Raw genomic sequence first — 14,972 nt, forward strand, 5'->3', positions numbered from 1 at the left:
GGGCGCGAGTTATGGGTCCGTGGATGGCGGCCAGACACGGTAGGGGCGAACCGCGGCGCGACGACGGATGTTTCCGCTGGTGTACTCAGGCGCCTCGACATTCCGACCCGAGACGGCGTCATTTTCCGGAAGCAGCGCGATGACGCGGCTTTCGGGCAAGGCAGACGCGAAGCATGCGCGGTCTGGCGTCGAGGCTCCGCCCGGTGTCCGGCGTGGTCAGGCGTCCGGCCTGGTCAGGCCGTTTTCTGGGTGAGGGTGTCGATCACCCGGTGCACGTCGGCGAGGCGCACCGTCGGCGAGCGTTCTGCGCTGCTCAGGCCGGCATCGACGAGGTCACGGATCACCTCGCTCGGCGTGACTCCCCGTCGCTCGGCCTCCTGGTGGAGCCGCTCGGTGAGGTTGCGCGACATGCGGACCGAATGCACGACCGTGGCCTTGCGGGGCTCCCGACGGACTTCGGCTGTGGACCAGTCGCGACTTTCCAACGCCACGTTGGCCTTGTCGATCTTGCTCATCGCTCCTCCTTCTCGATGATGCGGGTGATCGCGTCGATCTCGTCATCGTCGAGGTGCCGTGCGCCGGTGACCGTGTAGGTGTCGTCGTCGTCATCCTCCACCAGAGCCACGGCCAACCAGGCGCCGTCGCGGTCCTGGCCGGCGACCTGCAATGACGAGCCGAAATGGCGGCGGACGGTGGGCGTGCTGTACAGGACGTCGGTCACCGCCAGCGGCGGTATCCCGGATGTGGCCAGATTCTCGTAGGTCTTCTCGACGAAGAGATACGAGTCCATGACCATGCGACCAGTGTATGACAACTGTAAACGCCCTGGAAAGATGACGTCCTGACTCTTCATTCGGCTCCCGATGGCGGAACAGCGTATCGCCGTGGATCGGTGGGGTGACGGCCACACCGATCCACGACGGTCAGGCGTCGTGCACGGCGTTCAACAGCTCGTCGAGGACCCGTCGGGTGTGCGGCTCGGCCAGCATCTCCTCGACCCCCGCTGCCGCCTCCGCGCGATCAGCGGAGCCCGGGTCAGCGTGGAGCCAGGTAGCGGCCGCGGATTCGGCGATGTGCCCGAGTTGGGCGATGAGCATGGAGAAGTGTCCGCGACGCGTCACCTCAGCCGGTCCGCCGGCGTCGTGGTACGCCGCCATGAGGGCACGAGCACGGTGGGGCGCGGAGCGGGCGAACTCGAAGAGGACACACGCGAGCTCCTGGCTCTGGTTGGCCGGGCCACTGCTCTCCCAGTCGATGACGCAGACGCCGCCGGCCGCGGTAGGTCGCACGTTGTCTGCCCAGAGATCACGGTGGCAGGTCCGCAACTCCGCGGATGGCTCGACCCAGGACTCCAGCGCGACCAACTCGTCGCGGAGATCCGACAACCGCCTCGCGAACGGCGCCCTCGCGTCGCGGAGGTCCGCGACGAGTCCGTCCCACGCAGCGGCACCGACCGGTCGGCTGTACCAGTCGGCGACGGGGCCGTGGGCGGACTCCGACATCACATGAATGGTGGCCAGGACGGATCCCACCATGACCGGATCCAGTCGCGGATCCGGGCCGCCCAGATCGACCCACTCATACACACGCAGCTGGGTGCCGTGCACCTGGGCGAGGACGGATCCCGCCACGGTCCGCCGCAGCTGCGGTGCCGGAATTCCGGCGCGCACGGCAGCCTCCTGGAACGCGGCCGCTGCTCGGATGTCGTTCTCCTGGACAGGGTAGAGAGGCACCTTCACTGCCCAGCGGCCGTCCGACGTGTCGAGGCGCCATACGACCCCTTGCTTGCCGCGCGCCACCGGCTGGTCCGACAGTCTGGCTGAGCGGCCGAGACCAAAGCGGTGGGCGATCTCCGCAGCGTCCATGGTGAACGTCGTTACTCGCCGGTGAGCCCGTCGATCGATTCGCGGATCAGGTCGGCGTGGCCGTTGTGCCGCGAGTACTCCTCGACCATGTGGCAGAGAATCCATCGCACGTTGGGCGCCCGACCATCGGGCCAGGTGCGCTTGGCGAGTTGGTCGAGACCGCCCGTGGCGAGCGCCTGTTTCGTGAGCGCGCGGGACCTGGCGACTGCGTCGTGCCACAGCGCGAAGAGCTGCTCAGGTGTGTCCTCGGCGGCCGAATTCCAGTCCCAGTCCGGGTCCGCCTTCCAGTCCACCGCCTTCCACACGGGCAGAGGGTCGTTCCCGTGCAACCATTCGGAGAACCAGTAGTTCTCGACCCAGGCCAGATGCTTGAGCATGCCGCCGAGCGTCATCGACGACCTGCCGACCGTCGCGGACAATCCGGTGGCGTCCAGCCCCGTGCACTTCCACTCAAGGGTGGCGCGGTGGAACTCGAGGAACCCGAGCAGCGTGCCGGACTCGTCGGCGGTGAGAGGCGGTTCCGGGCGACCTTGCTCATCGATGTCGGTCATGTGCGACGAGTCCAATCTGGGAATCTTGGTCGTGGCTTCTGCCGGGCCGGAGCAAGCTGATCGGGGACGCGCTGAGGCGTCGGTCGGCTGGCGCACGGCCGGCGGTTACCGCAGGAGCATACATTCGGGTCGTGATCACAACCTGAATGTCGTTCGTTGCCACGTCAGTGCCGTACGTCGTCCGCATTCTGGATGGTTGTCGATCCTCAGAGGCTGAAGGGCGGCATGATAGCGCTCGGAGGTTGCCGTGCGCTTTGAGGTGCTGGGCCCGGTCCGGGCCGTCCACGATGCGCGGGTCTTGGGACCTGTGTCGGAGCATCGACGTCGCCTTCTGGCTGCACTGCTGATCCGGGCCAATCGACCAGTGAGCACGGACATCTTGGCCGAAGCGCTTTGGGGTGACGACCTGCCGGCGAAGTCCGCCAAGGGCCTGCAGATGCACGTACATCGCCTCCGGCATGTGCTAGACCGTCCGGATCGGTTGGTCGGCGTGGCCGGCGGCTACGTGCTGGAGGTGGGCCCGGACGAACTCGACGCGGACGTGTTCGCCCGGCTGCACACGGAGGCTCGGCAGGCTCGGGAAGCCGGTGATCTGGACACGGCGGTTGCGGGATTCCGAGCGGCGCTCGCGTTGTGGCGGGGCCGCGCGTATGCGGATGTCGATGGCCTCGCGGTGGTGGGTTCGGAGGCGAGGCGCCTGGCTGAAGCTGGTGTCATCGCTCGGGAGGAGTTATACGACGCCGAGCTGGCGCGTGGTAGCACACGCGAGATCGTGCCGGAACTGATCGAGTCGGTGGCGGAGTTCCCACTGCGAGAACGGTTCACAGCCCAGCTGATGCTGGCGTTGTACCGCTCGGGGCGGCAGGCGCGGGCGTTGACGGCGTTCCGGGCGGCCCGACAGCGGCTGGCCGACGAACTGGGGACGGAGCCCGGCCGCGAACTGCGCGAACTGTACGACGCGATCCGTGCCGAGGATCCCAGCCTGCTGCATGACCACGGAGACGGGACGGTCTCCGCGGTGGATGACGGATCGTCGGTGACCGGGGGAAGGATGATCCCCGGGCAGCTGCCGCCGCCGCCCGGCGCGTTCGTCGGGAGGGAGGCAGAGCTGGCCGAACTCGAGCAGGTCGGGATGGCGGATGACGCCCGTGTGGTGGTGATCTCCGGCATGGCGGGGGTCGGGAAGACGGCTCTGGCGATTCGCTTCGCCAACGAGGTCGCGGATCGGTTCGGAAACGGTCAGCTGTACATCGATCTTCGTGGCTACTCGTCCGCGCCGGCTCTGGAACCCATGGAGGCGCTGGCACGGATGATGCGTGGACTCGGGGCGGAAGCGGTACGGCCCACCGCGACGCTGGAGGATGCGACAGCCGAGTATCGGTCCCTGATCGCGGGCCGGAAGATGCTTGTCCTGCTGGACAACGCGGTCTCGGCCGAACAGGTGCGGCCGCTGTTGCCGGCGACGCCTGGATGCCTGGTGCTGGTCACCAGCCGGAACCGGTTGTCCGGTCTGGTGGCTCGGGAGGGTGCCCGACGGATCAGTCTCGGCGTGCTGCCGTCGGCGGATGCCTGGACCCTGCTCACGCGGATACTCGGGCAGGAGCGACTGTCCCGGGCGCCGGAACACGGCACGGCATTGGTCGAGGCCTGCGCGGAGCTGCCCCTGGCGTTGCGGATCGCCGCAGCTCAGCTAGCCGATGAACCGTACCGCGGGCTGGACGACTACCTGGCGGAGTTTCATGAACGCGGACTGGCGGCTCTGGCGTTGGACGACGACGCGGAGTTGTCCGCAGTGACGGCGGCGTTCGACTCGTCGTATCGGCGGCTCGACCATGACACCAAGCGCCTGTTTCGCCTGTTGGGGCTGGTTCCAGGGTTGGATTTCACCGTTGACGCGGCGGCTGCGTTGAGCGGTGCGAGTGTGGCCGGAGTGCGGGTGCATATACGCCGTCTAGTCAACGCCCACCTGCTGGACGAGCACGCTCCGGGCAGGTACCGGTTTCACGACTTGGTGCGAGATTACGCTCGGTATTGCGCTGAGCATCAAGACTCGACGGATTCGCGCACGGACGCCCTTGAACGGTTGTACACCTGGTACTACCTGGGCAAAGAAGCCGCCACCGATCTGGGCTTCGCGAACGGTCGAGAGGGACAGCCGGCAGTTCCGCTCTCGGAGGCCGTTCCGGAGATTGTCTTCTCCGACGGGCAAGAGGCGGCGGATTGGCTGCTGGCCGAGTTCCACAACATCGTCGCCGCCGTGTGGTCGTCGTTGGGGAGCGAACGTGTGCATTGGTCGTGGCACCTCATGCTGGGTCTAGCGCCCTTCATGGGGCACCGGGGCTTCCTCGCTGAGGTGCTCGCGCCGATGCAGTCCGCAGCCGACGCCGTGCGCGCCGCTGGCGATGGCGATGCGATCGCGCCGACTTTGGGTGCGCTCGCGATCGTCCGAAGCCACGCCGGTCTGCCGGTGCCAGACGATGTGCTGACCGAGTTAATCGCACATGCCGAACGCCTCGGTCGCCCGTCGTTGCTCGGTGACAGTCTCGGCATCGCTGGCCTGGTCAACCTCCGCCGGGGAGACATCGATGCTGCCGACGAGGTGTTCACTCGTGCGCGCGCCGCTTTTTGCGAAGCTGACGATCGGGACGGGCAGGGGCAAGTGCTCAACCACCTGGCCAACATCGCCGTGCTACGCGGCGACCTTTCCCGCGCCGAACGGCTGCTGGAACAGAACCTCCTGTTGCAGGACGGAGCACCTGTGTCGTGGCTCCTGATTGCGATGATAGAGCTGCTCAAAGTCCGGACCATGCTCGGCCGGATGGACGGCCTCGAGGAGCTGGACGGACAGGCCGAGCAGGCGCTCAGAGAGCTCGGTGACCGGTCGAAGGCGGCGATGCACACCATCAACCGAGCCCGCTGGGCCCGTGTGACCGGTCGGGCAGAGCAGGCACGAGAGCTGGCGGCGACAGCGAAACAGGTCGGTGACGACCTCGAGTTCGTGCGTCATCGTTGGGAGGCGAGGCTCGAGCTGGGCATGGCGTATCTGTCGTTGCGCGATCCAACTGCGGCCAAGACGGAGTTCGAACAAGTCATGGAGATCGTGCACGCGGCCGGAGTGCGCGAAGCCACTGCCCCGGCCGCGTGCGGGCTGGCCGAGTGTGAGCTGGCCGCCGGCGCGCTGCGGAAGGCCGAGGAGCATGCCCGGGAAGCGGTCGAAGCCGCCCGCGGATGGAGTCCCGTCCAGTTGGCGGAGGCATTGGTCGCCCTGGCGCGGATAGAACTGGCGGACGGTCGGGTCACAGATGCGATCACCCATGCTGACGAGGCGCTGGCCATCCAACGCAAGACCGGGCACTACCTCGGTCAGGCGCACGCGCACCGGGCGGTGGGGGAAGCACATATTGCGGCTGATGATCCTGCCTCGAAATCCCGGGGGATCGACCACATGCGCGAAGCACTGCGTATGTTCAAGAGTGTTGGCTCCTGGGAGGCCACTGACGTGCGGCAACTGCTACATGCGACTGCTAGGCCTGAGTCTCGGGCTTCCGATGCCTAGGATCCGGTGTGGATACCCGGTCAATCAGTGGGCCAGCGTTTGATGACCTCATTCTCGTAGACCACCCAGATTTCCGGCCCGGCATGGCTTGTGACGTCCCAGATCCTTGTTCGTGAGTTCTCGAGCCACCGCACCATCTGCGTGATGCTGAGGTTGCCGTTGCTGAGACGGAACATCACACCGTGCGTGAGCGCAGAGCGTTCCCATTCGCGGTATCGGATGCGTCGGTCCTTGGTCAGCAGCGACCAACCGCGCGAGATTCCCTCTTCGATCCAGTCTTCATCTGGGATGTCCTGGGCGTCATCCGCGTAGTGGTCGGCAATGCGGTGGATGATCCAGCCCCGGTCTCGTAGGTGCTGTGCCACGAGTTTGCCGAGGCTGCGGTCGAGGAAGAACTCAGGCCGCAACTCTGCAGATCGATTCGACGGTCGCAGGCGAAAGATCGAACTCCTCGGCCACGACGGTCATGGGTTCGCCTGCGCGCCACAGATCGACAACCGCGTGTACTGGAACCTTCTGGTCTGCCACGACGGGAGCGCCCCAGGCAAACCTCGGATCGATGATCACCTCGGCCGCATCGGCATACCGCCGGAGTCTGAGTCTGCCCGGGGATCCGTCTTGGTCGAAGGTGATGTCTCGCAGATAGTCTTCAAGCACTTCCCGGATTGGCACCTGTTTGTCGCCTACTCGGGTGTACTCGTCCGGGGAATGGTGGATGAACAGGTCGACTCCGTCGGTGACGATCCGCTTGGACGCCAAAGCATACGGAGTGTCGAAAGCGTCGCGGACCTCAAGGGCGGCTTGCCTGATCACGGCTTTCGACAACCCGAGGTCGCGAAGTGAACGGAGGACGAATGCCTCGATCACGGCGACGAAAGGCATGGTCGGATATCCACGTTTGCGAGCGGGAACCTCATGCACCAACGGACCGCCAGGTGCATCATCCTTGAGCCACGACTGCAGCGTCGTGCGTGGGATGCCCAGATGCCTCGATGCTTCAGCAGCCGTCAGCAGGGGATCGGCAAACTTGTCGACCATGTCCGGCCACCTCCCTAACGACGCCTGATCTTAGGCACTCCCAGCATGACATGCGTCACCGACCGGGTCCCTACATTTCCGTGGGTAGCGCAGACCATTGGAGATGTCGCGGACTGTGTGGCGGACTGCGCTTGACATAGCAGAGGCTCACCGGAACCGATGAGCCTCTGACCTCCATGTTGGCGGTCCTGACGGGACTTGAACCCGCGACCTCCGCCTTGACAGGGCGCTTCAGTGGCTCCCTGAGCTGGGCTGACATAGATCGATATGCCCGCAAACAGGGTTTTCACGATCGCTCACCGGTAGTCCACGGTGAGTGTTCTCGAGCATCTCGCGGACTCTTTGCGGACTGGATGATCTAGGTCGAGTCGGCCGTGTTCGCCGCTCTGGAGCGTGCGCTAGGGCAAGAGGGCCGTTGGGGTAGTGCTGCTCCTGTTCCAGCGGGCAGCCTGAGCCTGGCAGCGAAGCCTTCGCTCGTCCTCGTCTTATCGTGCCATCACCCATGCCAAGACGCGCCCTCATCGCCCCTATTGTCAAGTTGGTTCTCGCCGGTAAGCTACAGATTCTCAGCATTCGGGTGGGGATCTGACTGCGGCAGCCGATCGTTCGGGTCGCAGCCTCCCGCCATTGTGGAAGCGCTGGAGTCTGGACTGGGGGAGCATCGCGATGCCGAAGACGCGGGTTCACGAGCTCGCCGCAGAGCTCGGGCTTGAAGTGAAGGTCGTCTTGGCGCGTCTGAAGGAGATCGGTGAGTATGTGCGTAGCGCGTCTTCTACCATCGAGGCTCCGGTTGCGAACAAGCTGCGGGAGTCTTTCGGTGTGCATGACCAGAGACCCGAGCCTGGAACTTCGCCGGCGCTCCGAACACAGGATCGTCCGCATCAGGCGGCAGCGGCCTTCGATGCCACCACGCCTTCTGCGAGGCAATTTGGGTGGCGCGCAGGCGCGGTCAAGCGACCACAGCATCCCGACCTGCTCAATAATATTGAGCGGGTAAGCAAACGGTTCCCCGCCTTCCGCGACCACATTGACGCGCTTGCCCGCCTCGGCTCACAGATTGTATACGCTGGCATGTGCCTCCAAGAAGCGTTCAGGGGTTGTGCAGTTGCGCATGTGCGCTTCAGCGGCGCTATCGAGGCGGGCTTTGGTTTCACACGAGAAGTGATGCTCTTCTACAGCCCTTACGAGGATCTCCAAGCGCGGACATTCGAAGCTGCCGTTCGTGAACTCAAAGGCAGCGATAGATCGGTGACGCCGGACACGTTCTTCATGTGGTCACCGGATCAGCGGTTAAGAGTCAAGCTCAACGATTGGTCGCGGCCGTCGCGACTCGCAATTCCACTGTTGATTGAAGCAGAAGACGACCTATCGCTAATCACGCTTCTGCGTGACTACGTATACGCGCGGGACCTGTTCTATATCACCACTCCGGTCCACGGCGCGAGTTTCTTCGGACGGAAGACTCTCCTGCAGTCGCTCCGCGGTGACGCGCTCAGTCAGCGTGTCAGCGGAATCTTCGGCCTGAGGAAATCGGGGAAGACGAGCATTCTGATGCAGTTAAAGGAGCAGCTGCAGGAGGACAAGGTAGTTACCATACTGATGGATCTCGAGACATTCCCGTCCCCACCCGAAGACCCGACAGACGATCTGGTAGCGGAACTGCGCCGTAGACTCATCGCGGAGTTGAAGGCTCACAATCTGCGCACACGGGAACTCTCCGAGACATCCTCACGTCCGACCATCCTTGAGCTGAAGAACGCGCTGCAAGATGTTCTGAAAAGCCTGAACCGAGACGGAAATCGCGTACTGCTGCTGCTCGACGAGATCGAATATCTTACTCCGGCCGATCGGATCGATATAGCAGAAGGCGACATGCCGCGAATAGCGCAACTGCTGTCCGCCTTGCGAAGCATAGTTCAAGAAACCGAAAACTTCACGTTCATCCTCTCGGGTCTGACAAGCGCGATCATTGAAGGTGGACGACTTTATGGTCGCCCGAACCCCTTGTTTTCGTGGGCAAAAGGAATCTACGTCAAACCATTTTCGCGAGAGGAAGCGGACGACCTAGCTGGCACCGTCGGTGGGAAGATGGGGATCCAAATCGAGCCTGGGGCCCTTGAAGCACTACATGAAGCATCGGGAGGTCATGCGTTCCTATATCGGAACTTGAGTTCTGCGGTGGTAGCCAACCTTCCGAAGAATGATTTCCAGCGCACGATGACCCGTGCCGCGGTACTCAGGGAGCTCGGCGACTGGAAAAGTCGCGTTCGGGGGAACATCGAGGAGATGATTCAACACGTCAAGCGCTACTACGCCACCGAGGCAGTCCTGCTTGAACTGCTAATGGAGCACCCGAACGACTTCAGGGACCTAGTGGATAGCGAGCCGGTCGCAGTTCGCAGGTTGAAAGACCTTGGACTTATTTACGAGACGAACGGTGAGTTCGAGGTCAATGTAATTCTGGAGCTCCTATGAACGAGGTCGACTACTCTCAATGGCTCGAGTCCATTTTCCGAAAGGTGCGGCGTTTCTCGGTCCTGTTTCTCCAGATTGGTGCCAGCAGCGAACCAGCGCGGCGAGCACTGAGGGCGTCAAACCTGACGGTTATCTCTGTCGCTGAATACCTAGTTTGTGAGAGTGCCGATGCGCATCGTTTGATCGTCATCGACGAGCTTGAGTCCATGCTACGGTCAAGCGCTGAGATCTCCATGGGAGCTTTGCGAGAGCGTGTTCTTGCTGATGTCGACTCAGGTTGTGGGGTGATTCTCCTTTCGCGTGCACCCCGCGTTGCTTTCCCGCCGGTTCCCGGGAGTTCGCTTCTGGATGACGCGAGTTTCGGCCATGCGCCGTTGGATGGAGTGACGGCACCTGGTCAGTTACCCACGTGCGTAATCGACGGCGTCGCGGTTGATGAGGTCATCCGCACGGCACTGACTGAGCTTGGTCCGGAGGTTTGCGCCTCCCTAGACAGGGTCGTCTATGAGAATCTGCTCGTGGGTAAAGCCGCACTTGATCAGCTCGACGCAAGGGAGCTTGAGGCACTCGACGGCGTTGGTTTCACGTCGATCCGCAATCAGAAGCGATCGTGGAACTTCCCAAAGTACCTGAAACCCTTGAAGGAATCACTTGATGCTGTACTTGCGGGCCATGTCGAGCCGCAAGCCCAGCTCGCGGAAATTGGCAGTGGGCTGTGGCAGATCGAACGGATGATTCGACGCGCTGTACGCCAACGTGCTGTTGCCGCTTGGGGAGACAAATGGCGCAGCCAATGTCTCAATGGAGCCCTTCCGCGCGTTGTCCTCGAGCGAGCGACTGACTCGGCATACTACGGCGCAGTTTCGTTGAAACAACTCCGCGACCCGCTGGAGTGGCTGACACTCAGCGAATTGCTTAGCCTAAAGGATCGCAAGGAGATCGGAGACCTCGGGTTGAAGCCGGCCATGTGGCGCCACTTTGCAACACAGATTATGCCGATCCGAAATCGGCTGGCGCATATGCGAATGCTCCGACCGGAAGACTCTGCCGAAGTGGCGAAGTGGCTTCGCGTGCTGGAGCTGAAGCTATTTGTCGAGGGTGCCTAAACTGATTTTACGCGCGTTCGTGCTTCCATTGATGCCGCTATTGTGTGTCGCTGTTGCGGGCTTGGTCGACGAATGCTTGGACGTCGTGGTGGGCGTAGAGGACGCGTCGGCCGATCTTGAATGAGCGTGGGCCTTTGCCGACGTGTCGCCAGTAGCGGATGGTCTCGACCGGTGTCCGCAAGAGTTCGGCAACTTCTGTAGTGGTTAGGTATGCGTGGCCGTCAGCGCTGTCGTACGCACTCATGGTGCGCTGGATTGAACGCTGCGGCGCTCCGGAGGCGTGTAGCGCGTCATTGATGGTCATCTGCTCTCACCTCTGCTGGCCATTCTTGATGTGGCTTGACTCTGTGGAGGTGAGGTACGCGAGTCGTCCCCAGACGCCTTGCGGTGCCGTCGATTCGACGGCACCGTGGATCTAGTCTTTCGCGGTGCCGCCACCTTGGCGGCAACGTCCGACCTGCGATGTTGTCTCGGTTCGCATAACGCGGCGTAAGGAGGCATCTGGTCGATTAGCTCCACAAATCGGATGCGACAGGTTCCACGTTACCGGAGGCGACCGATATAGTCACGCGTCTCGTCACGCCGATTCGCAGCGCGCTGACGCGCGTACAACAAGCCCGGCGCAGATGACCACCGCGAGGCGATGGCCTCGTCACCGCTGTGTCGGCCGCCCCTGCTGGTCTCCGTCGCCTCTGACATCGTCTTGCCAAACTTCTTGTTGATCTTTAGACGCGTCTTGCAGATCGAGGACCGCCGGGCCGTGGCGCGCACTTGTACGGCATGGAAACGGTGCGGGACAGGGCCGAGCGGTGACGGTGTCGATGCGGGTGATGTCGGCCGGTGCCGGGTTTGCCTACTTGCTCAAGTCCGTGGCTGCGGGTGACGGTGACCGGAAGCTGGGGACGCCGTTGACGCGGTATTACGCGGAGAAGGGCACGCCGCCGGGGCGGTGGCTCGGGTCAGGGGTGGCTGATCTGGGTGATGGGCGCCTAGTTCCTGGCGACGTGGTGGGTGAGGAGCAGTTGCGGCTGTTGCTGGGCGAGGGCCGTGACCCGGTGACGGGTGAGGCGTTGGGCCGCGCGTACCCGCAGTACACAGCAGCGAGCGACAACGCCCCCTCCTGGACTGCGCGAGCCGCCGACGGGTCGTCGGCACGTGTGCGTTCCGGCACGCCCGGATCGAGCAATGGCGATGATGTCGGGCATGGTCGGCGGCGTGCGGTGGCGGGCTATGACTTCACGTTCTCGGTTCCGAAGAGCGTGAGCGTGCTGTGGGCGCTGGCGGACGCGGACACGCAGGAGGTGATTGCGGCGGAGCATCATGGCGCTATCGCAGACGTCATGGCGTTGGTCGAGCGTGACATCGCGGCGACGCGTACGGGTCATGCCGGGCCGGATGGTGCGGTGGCGCAGGTGGATGTCACGGGTGTGATCGCCACGGCTTACGATCATTTCGACTCGCGTAGCGGTGATCCGCAGTTGCACACGCACGTGGTGATCTCGAACAAGGTCCGCACCGTGCGCGACGGCGTATGGCGATCGCTGGACGGGCGGCCCTTGCATGCCTCGGTGGTCGCGCTGTCCGAGCATTACCGCGCGGTCTTGGCCGATCGGTTGACGCGTGCGCTCGGCGTGCGCTGGGTGCAACACCTGCGTGGCCCGGATCGCAACCCCGCCTGGGACATTGCGGGTGTGCCGGATGAGCTGCTGCGGGAGTTTTCCACCCGCTCGACGCAGATCGACCGCGCCAAGGACGTTCTCCTTGCGCAGTATGTCGCGGCGCATGGCCGACAACCCAGTGCGCAGACGGTGATCCGGCTACGTGCGCAAGCAACACTGGCGACGCGGCCGGAGAAGACCGTGCGTTCGCTGGCCGAGCTCACCGTCGAGTGGCGACACCGCGCCGAGGCGGTGCTGGGTGAGGATGCGACAGTGTGGACGCGCCGCATCCTCGCATCGCAACGCCCGCGCGCGACGGTGCAACATGAGCGAGACGTCGCACCGGACGATGTTGCGGCGCTCGCCGACGCCGTCGTGCGATCTGTTGGGGAGAAGCGTTCGACGTGGCTACGGTGGAACCTGCACGCCGAGGCCTCCCGGCAGATGATGGGCATCCGCTTCGCCTCGACTGCGGATCGAGACGCGACGATGACACGGGTGGTCGACGCCGCCGAGCAGCGTTCGCTGCGGCTGACCCCACCCGAGGCCGCTTCGACGCCGGAGGAGTTCCTGCGTGCCGACGGCAGCTCGGCGTTCAGGCCCAGGCATGGCGCGGTGTTCACCTCGGCCGAGCTGCTCGACGCCGAAGACCGCCTGCTCGCGCACGCGAGGACCTCGACCGGGCCGGTCATCGACGAGGGAGCGGCCGCGATACTCCTGCGCCGTGGTCAGGGTCGGCGGTTGGCGGGTGATCAGCGCCGCGCCGTGACGCGGGTGGTCTCATCTGGGCGGGTCGTGGATGTGCTGGTGGGTCCGGCCGGGGCGGGGAAGACCAGCACGATGACCGCGCTCCGCACGGTGTGGGAACACGTCCACGGCCACGGGACGGTGGTCGGGTTAGCCCCGTCGGCGGCGGCCGCGCAGGTCCTCGCCGACGATTTGAGCATCGCGTGTGAGAACACCGCGAAATGGCTGCACGAACACCGCCACCGGCGCGCCACGCTGGACCGGAACCAGCTCGTCATCATCGACGAGGCATCCCTGGCCGGCACGTTCACCCTGGATGCAATCGCCTCGCACGCCGCCGATGCCGGAGCGAAGATCCTGCTGGTAGGCGACTGGGCACAGCTCGGCGCGGTCGAGGTCGGCGGCGCCTTCGCCCTGCTCGCCCGCGACCGGGACGACGTCGCCGAGTTGAACGAGGTCCGACGATTCCGCCACGACTGGGAGAAACACGCCTCGCTACGGCTGCGCTCTGGCGATGCGGACGTGATCGACAGCTACCAGGCCCATGGCCGCATCATCGACGCCAGCACCGATCACGCGCTCGACGCCGCCTATTCCGCGTGGCGGGCCGACGTCACGGCTGGCAGGGCGAGCATCATGGTTGCAGACACGCACGACACCGTGACCGCGTTGAACACCCGCGCCCGCGCCGACCGCATCGAGTCCGGCCGGGTGAAGCCGGGCGGCGATGTGGCGTTGCGCGACGGCACCAGGGCCGGCGTCGGCGACCGTGTGATCACAAGACGGAACGAGCGCCGTCTCACCACCGGCGACCGGTGGGTGAAGAACGGCGACCGATGGACGGTGACCGCCACGCACGCCGACGGCTCCATCACAGTGCGCCGGGCCGGACGTCAATACGGCGCCACGACTACGTTGCCCTCCGCGTACGCGGCCGAGCAGGTCGAGTTGGCCTACGCCGTCACCGCCCACCGCGCCCAGGGCGCCACGGTGGACACCGCCCACGCCATTGTGACCTCGGCATCCATGACCCGAGAGGCGCTGTATGTCGCAATGACCCGCGGACGCGAACGCAACACCGTCTACGTCGCCACCGACCAGCCCGACCTCGAAACCCACCTGAAGACACCGGACGAGGAGCTGACCGTCCGTCACGTGCTCGAGGCGGTCCTGCAGAATGTCGGCGCGGAGGCCTCCGCACATGAAACCCTCGCCGCCGAGCAAGACCGCCACACGAACATCGCCCAGCTGGCCGCCGAGTACGACACCATCGCCGCAGCCGCCCAACGAGAACGCTGGGTCTCCCAACTCACCCGGTCAGGCCTCACCCCTGACCAGGCTGATTCTCTGTCCCGATCGGCGGCTCTCGGCCCGCTCACCGCTGCCCTGCGGCGGGCCGAGGCCCACAACATCGACCTCGACCGCGCGCTCCCGCAACTGGTCAGTCAGCACAGCCTCACCGACGCCCACGACGTCGCCGCCGTGCTGCACAAGCGCCTCACCACCGCGCTCGTACGCCACCAGCCACGCATCCATAGCCGTACCCGTGCGGGATTCGTTGCCGGGCTCATCCCGCGCGCCACGGGAGCAATGACCGACGAGATGCGAACCGCGCTACTCGAACGCGAACACCTCATCGAACAACGCGCCCGCTTCCTTGCAGAGAACGCCATCCGTCGCCGCGAACCCTGGACACGACACCTCGGCCCGCCCCCTCTCGGCGGCCAGCAGCGCAACGCGTGGCTGGACGCGGTCACCACAATCGCGGCCTACCGAGACCGACACGCCATCACCGAACCGTTGCCCCTCGGCCCGACCGGGACCGACGACCACCGGCACATCGACACCGCCTATGCCCGGGCCGCACTCGACGACCTACGCCGACTCGCCAACACCCACCAACCGACGTCGACAGAGCCGATCTCCCGGCCGCAACCCGATCGAACCATCGGACCAAGCCTGTGAACCAGATGCAG

11 protein-coding genes are annotated in these 14,972 nt (G+C 64.7%); 4 read left to right on the plus strand and 7 right to left on the minus strand.

Features of this window, described 5'->3' with window-relative positions; genetic code table 11:
* Positions 1-233 precede the first annotated feature (233 nt).
* The 4 genes from G1H10_RS27040 to G1H10_RS27055 all read right to left on the minus strand — a co-directional run bounded on the left by G1H10_RS27040 (position 234) and on the right by G1H10_RS27055 (position 2,416).
* Positions 234-515, minus strand: coding sequence for a ribbon-helix-helix protein, CopG family (locus tag G1H10_RS27040; RefSeq protein ID WP_163743838.1), 282 nt, complete (start codon positions 513-515; stop codon positions 234-236).
* The gene (locus tag G1H10_RS27045; protein ID WP_163743840.1) at positions 512-796 is read right to left on the minus strand and encodes a hypothetical protein; all 285 of its coding nucleotides are present in this window, start codon (positions 794-796) and stop codon (positions 512-514) included. Before G1H10_RS27045 ends, G1H10_RS27040 begins: the two co-directional genes overlap by 4 nt.
* A 127-nt stretch (positions 797-923) precedes the next feature.
* A complete protein-coding gene (locus G1H10_RS27050; RefSeq protein WP_163743842.1) occupies positions 924-1,865 on the minus strand; it encodes a phosphotransferase enzyme family protein in 942 nt (313 codons plus the stop codon).
* An 11-nt stretch (positions 1,866-1,876) separates the two neighbouring features.
* A complete protein-coding gene (locus tag G1H10_RS27055) occupies positions 1,877-2,416 on the minus strand; it encodes a DinB family protein (protein ID WP_163743844.1) in 540 nt (179 codons plus the stop codon).
* A 307-nt stretch (positions 2,417-2,723) separates the two neighbouring features.
* On the opposite strand from G1H10_RS27055, the gene G1H10_RS27060 reads away from it, so the two are divergent.
* Positions 2,724-5,972: an AfsR/SARP family transcriptional regulator gene (locus G1H10_RS27060; RefSeq protein ID WP_312856645.1), complete on the plus strand. Its 3,249-nt coding sequence runs from the start codon at positions 2,724-2,726 to the stop codon at positions 5,970-5,972.
* A 20-nt stretch (positions 5,973-5,992) separates the two neighbouring features.
* Here G1H10_RS27060 and G1H10_RS27065 read toward each other — a convergent pair whose 3' ends face one another.
* Positions 5,993-6,379, minus strand: coding sequence for a PIN-like domain-containing protein (locus G1H10_RS27065; protein ID WP_163743847.1), 387 nt, complete (start codon positions 6,377-6,379; stop codon positions 5,993-5,995).
* Complete coding sequence (locus G1H10_RS27070; protein WP_163743849.1) at positions 6,369-7,010, minus strand: DUF433 domain-containing protein; 642 nt, start codon at positions 7,008-7,010, stop codon at positions 6,369-6,371. Before G1H10_RS27070 ends, G1H10_RS27065 begins: the two co-directional genes overlap by 11 nt.
* A 666-nt stretch (positions 7,011-7,676) precedes the next feature.
* Here G1H10_RS27070 and G1H10_RS27075 point away from each other — a divergent pair.
* Together G1H10_RS27075 and G1H10_RS27080 are read left to right on the plus strand one after the other, a co-directional pair.
* Positions 7,677-9,485 (plus strand): translation initiation factor IF-2 N-terminal domain-containing protein, encoded by a 1,809-nt coding sequence (locus tag G1H10_RS27075; RefSeq protein ID WP_163743851.1) that lies wholly within the window; start codon positions 7,677-7,679, stop codon positions 9,483-9,485.
* The gene (locus tag G1H10_RS27080) at positions 9,482-10,591 is read left to right on the plus strand and encodes a hypothetical protein (RefSeq protein ID WP_163743853.1); all 1,110 of its coding nucleotides are present in this window, start codon (positions 9,482-9,484) and stop codon (positions 10,589-10,591) included. Before G1H10_RS27075 ends, G1H10_RS27080 begins: the two co-directional genes overlap by 4 nt.
* A gap of 37 nt (positions 10,592-10,628) precedes the next feature.
* Here the strand turns inward: G1H10_RS27080 and G1H10_RS27085 are convergent, their stop codons facing one another.
* Positions 10,629-10,895: a helix-turn-helix domain-containing protein gene (locus tag G1H10_RS27085; RefSeq protein ID WP_216853705.1), complete on the minus strand. Its 267-nt coding sequence runs from the start codon at positions 10,893-10,895 to the stop codon at positions 10,629-10,631.
* 517 nt (positions 10,896-11,412) lie between these two features.
* Between G1H10_RS27085 and mobF the strand changes: the two genes are divergently transcribed.
* Entirely contained in the window at positions 11,413-14,961 is a 3,549-nt protein-coding gene (gene mobF, locus G1H10_RS27090) for a MobF family relaxase (RefSeq protein ID WP_163743855.1), read from the plus strand.
* Positions 14,962-14,972 lie beyond the last annotated feature (11 nt).

It is taken from the genome of Phytoactinopolyspora halotolerans (assembly GCF_010550675.1).
GTDB classification, from domain to species: Bacteria; Actinomycetota; Actinomycetes; order Jiangellales; family Jiangellaceae; genus Phytoactinopolyspora; species Phytoactinopolyspora halotolerans.

Excerpts from the sequence above, each read along its gene's own strand:
- mobF (WP_163743855.1), top strand. The coding sequence starts at position 11,413 with ATGCGGGTGATGTCGGCCGGTGCCGGGTTTGCCTACTTGCTCAAGTCC.
- G1H10_RS27045 (WP_163743840.1), bottom strand. The coding sequence starts at position 796 with ATGGTCATGGACTCGTATCTCTTCGTCGAGAAGACCTACGAGAATCTG.
- G1H10_RS27050 (WP_163743842.1), bottom strand. The coding sequence starts at position 1,865 with ATGGACGCTGCGGAGATCGCCCACCGCTTTGGTCTCGGCCGCTCAGCC.
- G1H10_RS27080 (WP_163743853.1), top strand. The coding sequence starts at position 9,482 with ATGAACGAGGTCGACTACTCTCAATGGCTCGAGTCCATTTTCCGAAAG.
- G1H10_RS27075 (WP_163743851.1), top strand. The coding sequence starts at position 7,677 with ATGCCGAAGACGCGGGTTCACGAGCTCGCCGCAGAGCTCGGGCTTGAA.
- G1H10_RS27070 (WP_163743849.1), bottom strand. The coding sequence starts at position 7,010 with ATGGTCGACAAGTTTGCCGATCCCCTGCTGACGGCTGCTGAAGCATCG.
- G1H10_RS27085 (WP_216853705.1), bottom strand. The coding sequence starts at position 10,895 with ATGACCATCAATGACGCGCTACACGCCTCCGGAGCGCCGCAGCGTTCA.
- G1H10_RS27055 (WP_163743844.1), bottom strand. The coding sequence starts at position 2,416 with ATGACCGACATCGATGAGCAAGGTCGCCCGGAACCGCCTCTCACCGCC.
- G1H10_RS27040 (WP_163743838.1), bottom strand. The coding sequence starts at position 515 with ATGAGCAAGATCGACAAGGCCAACGTGGCGTTGGAAAGTCGCGACTGG.